General features: G+C 33.5%; 10 protein-coding genes. 6 read left to right on the top strand and 4 right to left on the bottom strand.

All coding sequences use genetic code 11. The annotated features are described in order from the left end of the window. Window positions 1-7: 7 nt before the first annotated feature. Window positions 8-2,365, bottom strand: a complete 2,358-nt coding sequence (locus BM289_RS13910; protein ID WP_091494523.1) for a hypothetical protein — start codon at window positions 2,363-2,365, stop codon at window positions 8-10. Continuing rightward, complete coding sequence (locus BM289_RS13905; protein ID WP_167365429.1) at window positions 2,325-3,329, bottom strand: hypothetical protein; 1,005 nt, start codon at window positions 3,327-3,329, stop codon at window positions 2,325-2,327. The genes BM289_RS13910 and BM289_RS13905 overlap by 41 nt, the downstream gene beginning before the upstream one ends. A 173-nt stretch (window positions 3,330-3,502) precedes the next feature. Between BM289_RS13905 and BM289_RS13900 the strand changes: the two genes are divergently transcribed. Beyond that, complete coding sequence (locus tag BM289_RS13900) at window positions 3,503-5,191, top strand: Ig-like domain-containing domain (RefSeq protein ID WP_091494521.1); 1,689 nt, start codon at window positions 3,503-3,505, stop codon at window positions 5,189-5,191. Here the strand turns inward: BM289_RS13900 and BM289_RS13895 are convergent. Beyond that, window positions 5,188-5,955 carry an amidohydrolase gene (locus tag BM289_RS13895; RefSeq protein ID WP_091494911.1) on the bottom strand — a complete coding sequence of 256 codons (768 nt, stop codon included), beginning with the start codon at window positions 5,953-5,955 and terminating at the stop codon, window positions 5,188-5,190. The two genes, BM289_RS13900 and BM289_RS13895, sit on opposite strands and share 4 nt — an antisense overlap. 183 nt (window positions 5,956-6,138) lie before the next feature. On the opposite strand from BM289_RS13895, the gene BM289_RS13890 reads away from it, so the two are divergent. From BM289_RS13890 to BM289_RS13875, 4 genes are all read left to right on the top strand, one after another. Further along, window positions 6,139-7,458: a GntP family permease gene (locus BM289_RS13890; RefSeq protein ID WP_091494519.1), complete on the top strand. Its 1,320-nt coding sequence runs from the start codon at window positions 6,139-6,141 to the stop codon at window positions 7,456-7,458. Between the two features lie 4 nt (window positions 7,459-7,462). Next, entirely contained in the window at window positions 7,463-7,930 is a 468-nt protein-coding gene (locus tag BM289_RS13885) for a RidA family protein (protein ID WP_091494517.1), read from the top strand. Between the two features lie 185 nt (window positions 7,931-8,115). Beyond that, window positions 8,116-9,219, top strand: a complete 1,104-nt coding sequence (locus BM289_RS13880; RefSeq protein WP_091494515.1) for a D-TA family PLP-dependent enzyme — start codon at window positions 8,116-8,118, stop codon at window positions 9,217-9,219. Window positions 9,220-9,228: 9 nt separating this feature from the next. Next, window positions 9,229-10,299, top strand: coding sequence for a dipeptidase (locus tag BM289_RS13875; RefSeq protein ID WP_091494513.1), 1,071 nt, complete (start codon window positions 9,229-9,231; stop codon window positions 10,297-10,299). Here BM289_RS13875 and BM289_RS13870 read toward each other — a convergent pair. Further along, window positions 10,296-11,072, bottom strand: coding sequence for a DeoR/GlpR family DNA-binding transcription regulator (locus tag BM289_RS13870; protein ID WP_091494511.1), 777 nt, complete (start codon window positions 11,070-11,072; stop codon window positions 10,296-10,298). The two genes, BM289_RS13875 and BM289_RS13870, sit on opposite strands and share 4 nt — an antisense overlap. Window positions 11,073-11,229: 157 nt before the next feature. On the opposite strand from BM289_RS13870, the gene BM289_RS13865 reads away from it, so the two are divergent. Next, window positions 11,230-13,521 carry a family 20 glycosylhydrolase gene (locus tag BM289_RS13865; protein WP_091494509.1) on the top strand — a complete coding sequence of 764 codons (2,292 nt, stop codon included), beginning with the start codon at window positions 11,230-11,232 and terminating at the stop codon, window positions 13,519-13,521.

Below are 13,521 nucleotides of genomic sequence, written 5' to 3'. Positions count from 1 at the left end.
TTCAAATTTATTGATTCACATAAGTATTAAAATAACCGCATTCCGCAATTACATCCTGATAATATTTAGTATCTGAATAGTCTTTTTTCAAAGCCTTGAATGAATTCCAAGCTATAAAATTAACCTTATCGTCTTGAATTTCCCAATAACTATTTATTGCGCTGTATTTTTTGTTGTAATAATCATTACGTTCACATTTCGAAATCAGATACAGACATTTTGCTTTTTGTTCTTTGTTGGATGCAGCTTCAAAAGCTTTTTGATAATACATTTTCGAAACCGAATTATTCGTAATCATATCTTTCATCGGATTTCTAAATGAATACGGACTCGATCCATAACCTACAATACTAATCTCATAAAACGTTCTTCCGTTTCCAAAATGAGAGATATTATAAAATGCATTTCCAAGTAAAAGACTGTTGGTATAAACGTCTTCTTTCTTTGCTAACTTATCCTGCATTTCTTTTATGGTTGTCAAGAAATCCATATAAGTATATTTTCTTTTTTGATAAGCGACATGATCACAATCGTGGCAATCTTTAATGCTCCCGTTAAACGGATTTCCTAAAAACTTATAATACTGAACTGAATCGGCTTGTTTCATAAATTCGATTGCTTCTGGAATTTTATTTTTAAAAGTCGCTTGAATCGCTTGGAAATTATTAATGTCTTTTAATTTCAAACTATAAATGCCAGCACCAATTTTCTCTATTTCACTTTTATTGGATTTCTCCATAAAGCTTTTCATTGCTAATAAATCTTTTTCATTATCATAAAATGTGTTTCCACTGTTCCAATAACTGTAAGGCGATTCACTAAACAGTTCCGTCATTACAGAATTTGATTTTGATTTGTACAAAGCTGCCAAATAATTTTTACTCCACTGAGAAGCATTTTGATAACGGAACTCGTTTCCTCTATATGTTTTCGGCAATTCAAAATAAAGCCAATTCAAATCGGCCAAAACGGTTTTAATATTAGTATCATCCAATTTGTCAATCTTGCTCATATTATTTACAAAACGAAGCAATCTAATTTGATAACGAGCTAGTTCCGTTTTTGGGAGCGTTTTTTCTGCTTTATTGTAATTTTTATCTGCATTCGCATAATCTCCTTTTAAAGTCTGGAGATATCCAATGGCAATATCCCACAAATACGGTCTCTGTGTATTTCCTGCTGCCGAAATTTTAGCGATTAAATCTAAAGCACTATTATCGATTTTTGATTTGTTCTCTGTTTTGTTTTCCGCAATAGTCTGCGGTTTTCTTGGCTGATCTTGACTTCCATCCTTTTGAAACGAATTATTAATTTTTTGTTCCAATGAATTTACCAAACGAGTTGCCAGATAATTCAAATGCTCGCTTTTTGGATCTATTTCATAAATCTTTTCAATAGCTTGTTTTTCATCTTTATAATAACCGTGAATGGCCCAAAGCGCCGCTTTTTCATTATTATTTTTCGCCATTGCTAAAGCTTTTGTCCAATCGGATTCGTTTTTTGGACGGAAACTATAAGCTGTTACAACACGCAATTCTGGGCATTTATCAAAAACCTGAGCATACAAATAATTCGAAACCGCATATTTTTTCTGTTTAAAATTGATTCCCGCTACATAAGCCAAAGCACGATAATACAAAGTATTTTTAGCAACAGAACTTTCTGTTTTATTAAAAAAGTCAATCGCTTTTTGTTTGTCATTACTGTAAAAACGGGCTTTCATGGTTAAAAACCAATATCTGTTTTTTAAGAAAGGATCAGACAGCGTATTATATACATTTTCGATTGACTGAATCATTTTGGCATCATTAAATGTTTTCTCCACAACTGGATCATAACTCCAATAATCTTGACCAATAGAAACGGTTTCTATTTTTTGAGCCAAATACAAAAACTCGACAAAGTTTTTAATTTTATCGTCTTTTAGACTAATCTTTTTTCCCCATTTCAGTGAACTCTTATTCTCTTTCTTGGTTTTATAAAACACATGAAGATCTTCAATTTCTTCTTTGTTTTTGATTGTATTTTTATCATCGGAATAATAACTTGGGCGTTCATCTCCAATCAAAAAATAATTCACTGTCGTTGTATCGGCTTTTCCTTTAAGATAATCAGCCCAATCTGATTTTATGTTTTTATTAAAGCGAGAATTGTGCTGGGTATCAAAACCAATTCCGTAAAAGATTCCTCCCGAAAGAAAAAGAGGCGAATACGATTTGTCAGCAAAAGTTTCGGGCGTAAAATTAGAATTGTAGCCAAAGAAATCCCAGTCGTCTCCACCGGCACAGGCATAAATGATTCCGTATATCGAAAGTAAGGCAAGGCTAAAACTTAGAAACAACTTGTTCAAAAATATTCTTTTCATAATGGTTTAAATTGAATTCGTCTAAATCGTAAAATATAATTTCGTTTGGTTTTTCAGGCAGATTTTCATCCAAATCTTCTGCCATTTCTTTTAAATCTTTTGTTGTAATTTCTTCTATTTTCAGCAGATCATTTTCTTCATAGAAAATTCCGTTTTTATAATTAGACTTTTTAACTCTAAAAAAAATAGAATGTGTTTTTTCAAAATTTGGATCGTTCGACAACTCTTTTGTATTCATTTTAGAACGAAGTCCGATTACTTTATTATTTCTAATATGAACTCCCCAGGAATAAATTGGCAGAGCTAGATCTAGATGAAGCGGATATTTTTTTAAACTGCTCAGATATTTTGAAGCGACTTTTTGATCGTAAATTGAATTTAACGAATCTGGCGCAATGGACCCCATATTGTAATACATTAAAACTCCCGAATCTACATTTGGGATTTTGGTCTTTTTAAAATACTTGACCTGATGGAGTCGAATTGTTGCCGAAAGTTTTTTCTTCGAAAGTTTCTTGAAAACTTCTATGAACTTTAAATAATTCTCTTTGCTCTTTAATGTCCAATCGCAGTCAATTTGAATTTCTTGACAATTAATTTTATTCTTTAGATTGATTTGTTCTATAAAACCAAAAGTCTTTTCTGCCAGATCATTTACATCCAAATTCGGCTCAAGCATTACTTTATTCTGAATAAAAACCACAGGAACAATCGTAAATCCTTCTAAATTTTCATCAAATCGGATTGGACTAATTGGAATGGGCTGTTTCGTTTCGGGTTGAAGTCCAATGTCAAAATAGCGTACATAAAGTTTTCTAACCTGATTATCTTTCAGAACTTCTTTCTCTATTTCAGAAAACTTGAAAATTGTTTTCCAGTAATAAAAGGAAATAATTGGGTTTTCGGTTTTACTGCACGACAGCAGTAAAAAGAAAAATAGAACTGGAAAAATTCGTTTTAACAAAACCTAAAAATTACATTTGAACCCAAAAGTAAGAAATTATGCCGTTTTAAAATGTTAGAAACGCTAAAAAAATTGAAGAAATATAAAAGTCTTAAATCCTAATAAATGGATAAAAAATTTCAATTAAAGCAAATATAATCGTTATTTTGTGCAATCAAATTTGAAAAACCGTTATGTTGAAAAACGCTCTAAAATACATTCTATTTATAATTCTAATCTCAGTAGTAAGCTGCGCTAAAAGAGGCAGTATTACAGGCGGTTTAAAAGACACACTTGCCCCAGTATTGGTATCAAGTTATCCTGAAAACTATAGCACAAATTTTAAAGGCAACACCATTATTTTAAATTTTGACGAATACATCAAACTGAAAAACAAGAACAAACAATTAATTATTTCTCCTCCGTTTAAAAACGAACCTATAATTACGCCTACTTCGGTTAGTAAATTTCTAAAAATTGAAATCCGTGATACTTTACAGCCAAATACTACTTATAGTTTAAATTTTGGACAAGCCATTACAGATAATAATGAAGGAAATGCACTGAATCAATTTAAGTATGTTTTTTCTACAGGACCTTATATCGATTCTCTTAAATTGAACGGAAGAATTAAAGATTCCTACGAAAAATACGTAGACAACTTTGTTTCTGTAATGTTGTATGAAGTAAATGATAAATTTAAAGATTCTGTTATCTACAAAGAGTTTCCACGTTATATAACGAATACTTTGGACAGCATGAGAACTTTCCAATTTGAAAATTTAAAAGAAGGAAAATATCTTTTGGTTGCATTAAAAGACAAAGGAAGCAACAATAAATTTAATCCAAAAGACGATAAAATCGGATTCTTAAAACATTATATTACGATTCCAACAGATACAGTTTATGAATTGGAATTATTTAAAGAAACATTGCCTTTAAAGACTTTCAAACCAATTCAAGCTTCTGGAAACAGATTGTTATTGCCGTATGAAGGAAAACAGAATTTCAAAAATGACAAACCAAAAATTGTTCTTAAAAACGGAAATGAAGTTCTGGAAACTATTGTAACACAATTTCCTAAAAAAGATTCTCTTCAGATTTGGTTTAAGCCTTTAAAAGTGGATTCATTATCCATGGAAGTTTCAAAAGAAAGCTACAATAAAAAGTTTTCTCTTAAGATTAAAGCTTTAAAGAAAGACACTTTAAACATTAAGGCAGTGCAGAACGGCCAGATTAATTTTAGGGAACGTTTTACTATGGAAACTGAAACTCCATTGGTAAAATTTGATAAATCTAAAATCACATTAGTCAACAAAGATTCAACAGCCGTCGATTTTACAACAGAATATGATGAGTTTGACCAAAAGCTCTATGTTGATTTTGAAAAAAAGCCACTGGAAAAATACCATTTTACTTTCCTTCCAGGTGCTTTAACCGATTTTTATGAAAAAACAAACGATACCTTATCATACAAATTATCGACTAAAGAATATGAAGATTATGGAAATCTGATCTTGAATTTACGAAACGTAAAACGTTTTCCGATTATTGTAGAAATAACCAACAAAAAAGGAGACAATGTATTGGCCAGCGCCTATTCTGAGGGCGAAACCAAAATCACATTTAATTTACTGGTTCCCGAAGAGTTTACTGTCCGTGTAATTTACGATGACAATAAAAATAAAGTCTACGACACTGGAAGTTTCTTAAAGAAAACCTATGCAGAAGAAGTATTTTATTATCAAAAAGGCATAGATGTCCGGTCTAACTGGGATGTAGACCAACCTATTGACTTGAGTATACCATTTAATCCAGAAGTCGAGAAAAAAGAAGATGTTAAAAAGCAAAAACAAGCCGAAAAGAAACGGAAAGCCTTTTAAAGCTTAAGTTCAAATTGGTCTCTATCGCCTAGAAAATTCAATTTTCTGCGAGTCTCCAACATTATATTTTTATCCAATTCAGCCACAAAAACTCCCTGAGTTTCTTGTGGCTTTATAATATAATTCCCCCAATAATCAATTAATTGGGTATGACCATTATGCTCAAAATCATTATCATCAAAACCAACTCTGTTTACTCCAGCAACATAACACAAATTTTCAATTGCACGAGCATTTAACAAAGTATCCCAAGCATTGATACGGACTTTTGGCCAGTTGGCAACATATAAAAGCAAATCGTAATTTTCGACATTTCTTGCAAAAACAGGAAATCGCAGATCATAGCAAATCTGAAGACCGATTTTCCAACCCAGATAATCGACAATTACTTTTTGAGTTCCAGAAGTATAAAACTGATCTTCGCCCGCCAATGAAAACAGATGTCGTTTATCATAATATTGAAAATCTCCTGACGGAAAAACAAAAAACATTCTATTGTAAAATGCATCGTTTTCAGTTATAATGACACTTCCTGTAATAGCTGCATTTTTTTGTTTGGCCTTCCATTTCATCCATTCAAGAGTTTCTCCCTGCATAGTTTCTGCAACATCCGAAGCATTCATTGTAAATCCTGTAGAAAACATTTCCGGAAGCACAATCAAATTAATTCCAGAATCGATTTCATTAATTTTTGAATCGAAATTTTCTCTGTTTGCAACAGCATTCTCCCAAACAAGGTCGGATTGGATTAAAGCAATTTTCATTTCGTTGTATTTTTCCATAAAGGTAGAAAACATCGACGGAATCTTTATTTACAACCCAATATTTTTAACATTATCATTGCAAAAAAAACGCAGTTTTTGCAAAAAAAATGCGAAGTGTAGAAATATTTTATATATTTGAAATTCCAACCACAATTATAACTAACTAAAATACAACCACAAACCATGAGCATTCTCATACTCACTGCGTGCATTATTTTTTTAATTCTACAGATTGCCTGGCTTAAAATCAATCCGTTTATAGCTTTTATCGTTACGTCGCTTTTGGCTGCTCTTTTTCTTGGATTGCCAATAGAAACGATTTCTCCTGTTTTGCAAAAAGGCCTAGGCGAAATGCTCGGCTCAATCACTTTGATTATTGTTTTCGGAACCTGTATTGGTAAACTTGCCGTTTCTTCTGGCGCCGCAAAAGTGATTGCCAAAACGGTCATGAATTGGACTGGCAGAAAATATGTTCGTTTGGGTTTAATGATAACTGGCTTCATCATCGGAATTCCGCTTTTCTACAGCGTTGGTTTTGTACTTTTAGTTCCGTTGATTTTTTCGGTGGCACATCAATTTAAATTATCTAAAGTTTATTTGGGAATTCCCATGCTGGCTTCACTTTCTGTTGCACACGGATTTCTGCCACCACATCCTTCCCCAATGGCTTTGAGCAGCATTTTGAAAGCAGATATCGGATTGGTTTTAATTTACGGAATTATCATTGCAATTCCAACCATTTTAATTGCCGGACTTTGGTTTTCAACTCGCTTTAAAAACATCAAAACCGAATCGGATCATGAGATTTTAAATGTGGAAGAAATAACTAACGAAGGTAAATTACCGAGTTTTGGACTGAGTTTATTCTCTGCTTTATTTCCCGTTTTCGGATTAACAATTACTTCTTTGCTTCCACTAATTTCAGATAATGAAAAACTAATCGCTATCTGTAAAATTATCGGAGATCCAAGTATCATAATGTTATTGTCACTTTTACTCTGCACTTACACTTTAGGAATTAAAATGAACAGAAGTATGTCATCTGTTATGGACGATTATACACAGGCTATAAAAGACGTTGCTTTAATTGTTTTAATTGTCGGCGGTGCAGGCTGTTTAAAAGAAGTAATGATTGTAAGCGGCGTAAACGAAACTATTGTTGCGACTTTAAATCAGGTTAATATTCATCCCTTTTTATTAGCGTGGATTATGGCGGCGATTATTCGTATTTGTGTGGGCTCTGCAACTGCTGCAGGATTAATGACTGCCAGCGTTTTATTACCTTTATTACAATCAAACGATCTCGACCCTAATCTCTTTGTTCTTTCTGTTGGAGCCGGAAGTTTAATGTGTTCACATGTTAACGACCCGAGTTTCTGGATGTTCAAAGAGTATTTTAACATCAGTCTAAAAGACACTTTTAAATCTTGGACTGTAATGGAATCATTGGTTTCTGTTTTGGGAATCGTATTTATATTTATTTTAAACGCTTTAATACATTAAAATCATGAGTTTAAATCCTCAAGAAAAATTCGAAAGTCTGGGTTTGTCATTACCTCCAGCTCCACAGCCGTTGGGAATTTATAAACCTTACTTAGTAGACGGGAAATATTTATATCTATCCGGACATGGTCCTGTTCAGGATGATAAATCTTTAATTATTGGCCGCATTGGAGAAGACATGGACATCGAAGCTGGAAAAATAGCCGCAAGACAAGTTGGATTGACTATGCTTTCGACAATTGTAACCAATTTTGGGAGTTTGAGCAAAGTAAAAAGAGTCATCAAAGTTTTGGGAATGGTAAACTGTACTTCAGATTTCTTAAGACATCCTTACGTAATAAACGGTTGCAGTGAATTATTTGCAGAAGTTTGGGGACAAGAAAACGGAATCGGTGTGAGAAGCGCTGTCGGATTTGGATCTCTTCCTGATAATATTCCGGTTGAAGTCGAAGCGCTTTTTGAATTGTATTAATTTTTTTTAAACACATAGAAACATAGTTTTTGATTCTGCTTAAAAGGCGTTTCACTTTAGATTAATAAACATAGGCTATGTGAAAATGACTAGTCATTTATTTTAATCTTTAAAAATTCAAATGATAAAAATCTACGTTTCTATGTGTTTAAATAAAAAATTATGTTCAACGTAATAAAAAAAACATGCAAAAGAACTGGTGGAAAATCAATTCCGAAACGCTTATCGATACTCCGTTTTTAGCAGTTTACGAAGATCGTATAAGACACAATATCGAAAAGTTAATTTCTTATGTCAAAGGCGACACGCAGCGATTGCGTCCGCACATTAAAACACATAAAAATGCCGAAATTCTGGAGCTTTTCAAAATTTACAATATCAAGAAAATAAAGTGCGCTACAATTCCTGAAGCTGAATTGGCTGCCAATCAAAGTATCGAAGATATTCTTTTAGCTTATCAACCTGTTGGATTAAAAGTCGAAAGATGGATTTCATTGATTAAAAAATTTCCTGAAATTCATTTTTCCACTATTGTAGACAATCTGAAAACGGCTTCTGATTTAAATGAAATTGCGCAAAGAAATAATCTAATTCTTTCCGTTTATTTGGATTTAAATACCGGAATGAACCGAACAGGATTTTCTATTTCTGAAGATTGGAAAGCATTAATTGCGGAGATTCTAAAATTAAAAAATCTTCATTTTGAAGGAATTCATATTTATGACGGACATATAAAAGGAAGTTTGGAAGAACGAAATTTAGAAGCTTCGAAAGCATTCAACCAAATTATCAATCAAATTGCAACCAGTAATTATGATTTAAAAATTGTGGCAGGAGGTTCAAACACATTTCCGTTTTATGCATCACAGGAAAATGTAGAATGCAGTCCAGGAACTTTTGTTTTTTGGGATTCTAATTATCAGGCTCATCTTCCGGAACAAGATTTTAAGCCTGCATTGGTGATTGTGGGAACTATCATTTCAAAACCTACAAAAAATACTATTTGTGTTGATATTGGTTATAAAGCGGTTTCATCAGAAAATCCAATTGATAAAAGATTGGTTGTTTTGAATGATGAAAACCTTATTCCGACTGCTCATTCTGAAGAACATTTGATTGTAGAAAATCGAAGTCAGAATGAATATGAAATTGGCGATATTATTTATGCCGAACCGTATCATGTTTGTCCGACTGTCGCTTTATACGACAATCTTCAGACAGTGAACAAAAAACATCAAATTTATGCGCAATGGCCAGTTGGCGCAAGAGGCCGAAAAAACACTATTTAAATTTTACTTATGTTTATACTAGACGCTCATTTGGATCTCAGCATGAATGCAATGGAATGGAATCGGGATCTGAGAAACGATGTTCCAACTTTACGTCATTTGGAAAAAGGAATGACCGACAAACCCGATCGCGAACGCGCAACAGTTTCTTTTCCCGATCTTCGACGCGGTAATATCGGAATTGTGGTTGCCACTCAAATCGCAAGATTTGTAAAACCGGGTAGTATTATTCCGGGATGGAATTCTCCGGAACAAGCCTGGGCACAAACTCAAGGACAGCTGACCTGGTACAAATCCATGGAAGAAGCCGGAGAAATGACGCAGATTACAAATAAAAAATCACTCCTAAAACATTATGATTTATGGAATGACGGAACTCCAAACGATAAAAAACCAATTGGATATATTTTAAGTTTGGAAGGTGCCGATTCAATTGTAAATATTTCCTATTTGGAAAAAGCCTATAATTATGGATTGCGAGCCATTGGCCCCGCACATTACGGCCCGGGAAGATATGCCAACGGAACCGATGCAACTGGAAAAATGAACCAGAACGGAATTGATTTATTGAAAGAAATGGAACGTTTGAATATTATTCTGGATGCGACACATTTATGCGACGATGCTTTTTGGCAGGCATTAGATCATTTTAATGGAGCGGTTTGGGCAAGTCACAACAATTGCAGGGCTTTAGTTGATCATAATCGCCAATACAGCGACGAGATGATTAAAGCTTTAATTTCCAGAGGAGCTGTTATTGGCGGTGCTTTAGATGCGTGGATGATGGTTCCGAATTGGGAAAGAGGAATTTCAGATCCGAAGAAAATGAATTGCAGTTTAGAAACCGCTTTCAAACACATGGATCATATTTGCCAACTGGCAGGAAATGCAAATCATATCGGAATTGGTTCCGATTTGGACGGCGCTTTTGGAACAGAACAATGTCCGTATGATTTAGACACCATTGCCGATTTACAAAAGTTAGTTTTGATATTTAAAAATCATGGTTATACTGATGAAGATCTGAAAAAAATCTTTCATCAAAACTGGATTGATTTTCTGGTAAAAAATTGGGATTAAATTACCGTCAAACTTGGAAAGTTTTCTTTATATGGTTTTAGTTTGGTACTCGTTGGTTCTTCTTCGGTAATTACATAATTTACCTCAGATACACTGGCAATTTTCATTTTAAGAACGGTATTCAGTTTTTCAGTAATAGTTAAAACTGCAGTTTTCTTTGAAGCCTGAATCATGGCTTTTTTAACCTGAACCGTTTCCCAGTCAGAATCAGAATAACCGCCGTCAATGTCTAGAGCATTTGTTCCCAAAACCAAAAGATCTGCTTTTATATTGGCCAATTGATGAAAAGCTTCACCGCTCACACACATTTGACTGTATGAAGAAATGCTTCCACCAATCATGATAGTTTTGATATTAGGTTTATCTAAAAGCTGAACCGCCGTTAAAGCCGTAATTGTAAAAACAGTCAGATTAAGATCATTTGGAATTAAGCGGATGAATTCACGAATAGTAGTTCCTCCGTCAACAATTAAAACCATTCCATCATGAAGAAGAGCGACTGCTTTTTGTGCAATAACTTGTTTGGCTTCTACAGCATAAGTCTGGTTAGATGAAGAATAGTGATATCCTTTGGTCATGGCACCACCTTTCACTTTAATCAAAAGCGAGTCGGCATCCAATTCATTAATATCACGGCGAACAGTATCTTCGGAAACACCAAGTTTAGCCGAAAGAGTTTCAAAACTCACACGCGTGTGCAGGTTGATTTCTTTTAGAATATGATTTTTACGTTCTTCTTTACTGTAATTTAAAACTTCATTTTCAGTGCTCATGCCGATTGTTTTTTTCTAATTACAAAAATAAACATTTCAATAAATATTTCATCGAAACCAAAAGCGGTATTATCAATAAAATCACTCAAAAACCAGTTTTAAAATCCTTTACCTATCTTTAAAATACCTTTTTAATACAATTTAAAGTTTTTCTCTTATGAAAAAATTCCTTTTTATCTTTTTCCTTCTTCCTTTCTTAAATGGAAATGCTCAAAATTCACAACAGAACATTTCTATAATTCCAGCTCCAAACTTTTATAAACTGACTGGAGACAGTATTCGCATTAACGGAAAAGTTCAGGTGAATTTTATAAATAAAAATTTCAGCGAAAAGGAATCCAAATCGGCAAAAATTTTAGAATCGGCATTAAACGCTCAATCATCTTCAAAAAAATCAAATCTGAAAATTGAGTTTAATTCGGATGTAAATTTCAAATCAAAAGAAGGATATAAAATTGAAATTACTTCAAATAAAATTTCAATTTTGGGAAAAGAAGAAGGACTTTTTTATGCTGTTCAAACATTATTACAACTTCTTCCCAACAAAATTTCCGGTGAAATTAAATTACCATGCATAATTATTGAAGATCAACCCCGATATTCTTACCGAGGCTTGCATTTAGACGTCTGCCGTCACTTCTTCACTATTGATGTTATAAAAGATTTTATTAGACAAATGTCCAGTTATAAATTAAACAACTTTCACTGGCACTTAACAGACGATCAGGGATGGAGAATTGAAATAAAAAAATACCCAAAACTGACAGAAGTGGGTTCTAAAAGAGCACAGACTTTAGTAGGCAATAAATTCGAAAGATCACCCTTCTTTTTTGACGGAAATCCATACGGCGGATTTTATACTCACGAAGAAATTAAGGACGTCATAAAATTTGCCGAAGCACATTATGTGAATGTTATTCCCGAAATCGAAATGCCGGGTCATGCTTCTGCAGCTGTAACCGCATATCCAAATCTGGCTTGTTTTCCAGATCGAAATTATAAAGTGGTAGAGTCTTGGGGTGTTTTTGAAGATGTTTTTTGTGCAGGAAAAGAAGAAACTTTTACTTTTCTGGAAGATGTTTTAACAGAAGTAATCGTTTTATTTCCGAGCAAAAATATTCATATCGGAGGAGACGAATGTCCGAAAACGAGATGGAAAGTTTGTCCAAACTGTCAAAAACGAATCAAAGATCTGGGTTTAAAAGACGAACATGAACTGCAGAGTTATTTCATTAAAAGAATTGAAAAATTCCTAAATGCAAACGGAAGACAGGTTTTTGGCTGGGATGAGATCTTGGAAGGCGGACTTGCACCAAATGCTGCCGTTATGTCTTGGCGAGGAGAATCGGGCGGTATTCATGCTGCAAAACTGAAACATCCAGTCGTAATGACTCCAGAAAGCACGGTCTATTTTGATTATAATCAGGGATATTCACCAAACGAACCGCTTACGGTTGGCAGATTGAGTACTTTAGAAAAAGTGTATCATTACAATCCAACTCCTGTTGATAGTTTAAGCGTTGAAGAACAAAAATATATTATAGGAGTTCAGGCCAATTTATGGTCGGAATATTTAACGAGTCCGGCAAAATTAAATTATATGCTTTATCCCAGAATTTTTGCTTTAGCCGAAATCGCGTGGACCCAAACTCCGAATAAAAATTACAATCATTTTATTCAAAATCAATTACCTTATCATTTAGAAAAACTGGAATTAGAAAACAGATTATATAAAGTTCCAACGTCTTTTGGTTCTGAAGAAAAAGCATTAATTGCATCAAAATATATTTTGGATTTGAAACCAACCATAAAAAATGGGAAAATCTTCTATACCATTGATGGTTACAATCCTGATGAAACGGCAGCATTATATCAAAATCCTGTAACAATAAATATTCCGAAAGGAGAATATCGAATTATTAAAACAATTCAAATAAGCGAAAGTGGCAAAAGAAGTTCCATAAACAAAATAATTGTTCGCAATCCAGATTTGAGACCGGCTCTAGCTATTCAGCCAAAGAAAAATGGTTTGAAATACGAGTATTTTACAGGAACATTTAAACAAGTTCAGGATTTAGAACTTGCAAAACCTGTTTCTTCTGGCATTTTAGAAGGCAAAATCACTGCTGAAAAATGGAAAACGAAATTAGAGCGTTATATCGGTTTAAAATTCAACGGATATATCTTTATTCCAGAAACAGGAAATTATACTTTTTCGACGCTTTCAGACGACGGATCGAAGCTTTTTATAGATGATGAATTAATTGTAGACAACGATGGCATTCATTGGATGAACGAAGCTTACGGCGCTGTAAAACTGGAAAAAGGATTTCACAAACTCAACATCAGTTATTTTGATTTGACGGGCGGAACAATTTTAAACTGTTTTATTCAGAAAGAAGGCCTGAACAAAGAAGAAATCAACGCATCACAATTATATTATGAATAG

The organism is Flavobacterium phragmitis (assembly GCF_900112575.1).
GTDB classification, from domain to species: Bacteria; Bacteroidota; Bacteroidia; order Flavobacteriales; family Flavobacteriaceae; genus Flavobacterium; species Flavobacterium phragmitis.
This window is presented reverse-complemented; position numbering and strand designations above follow the sequence as displayed.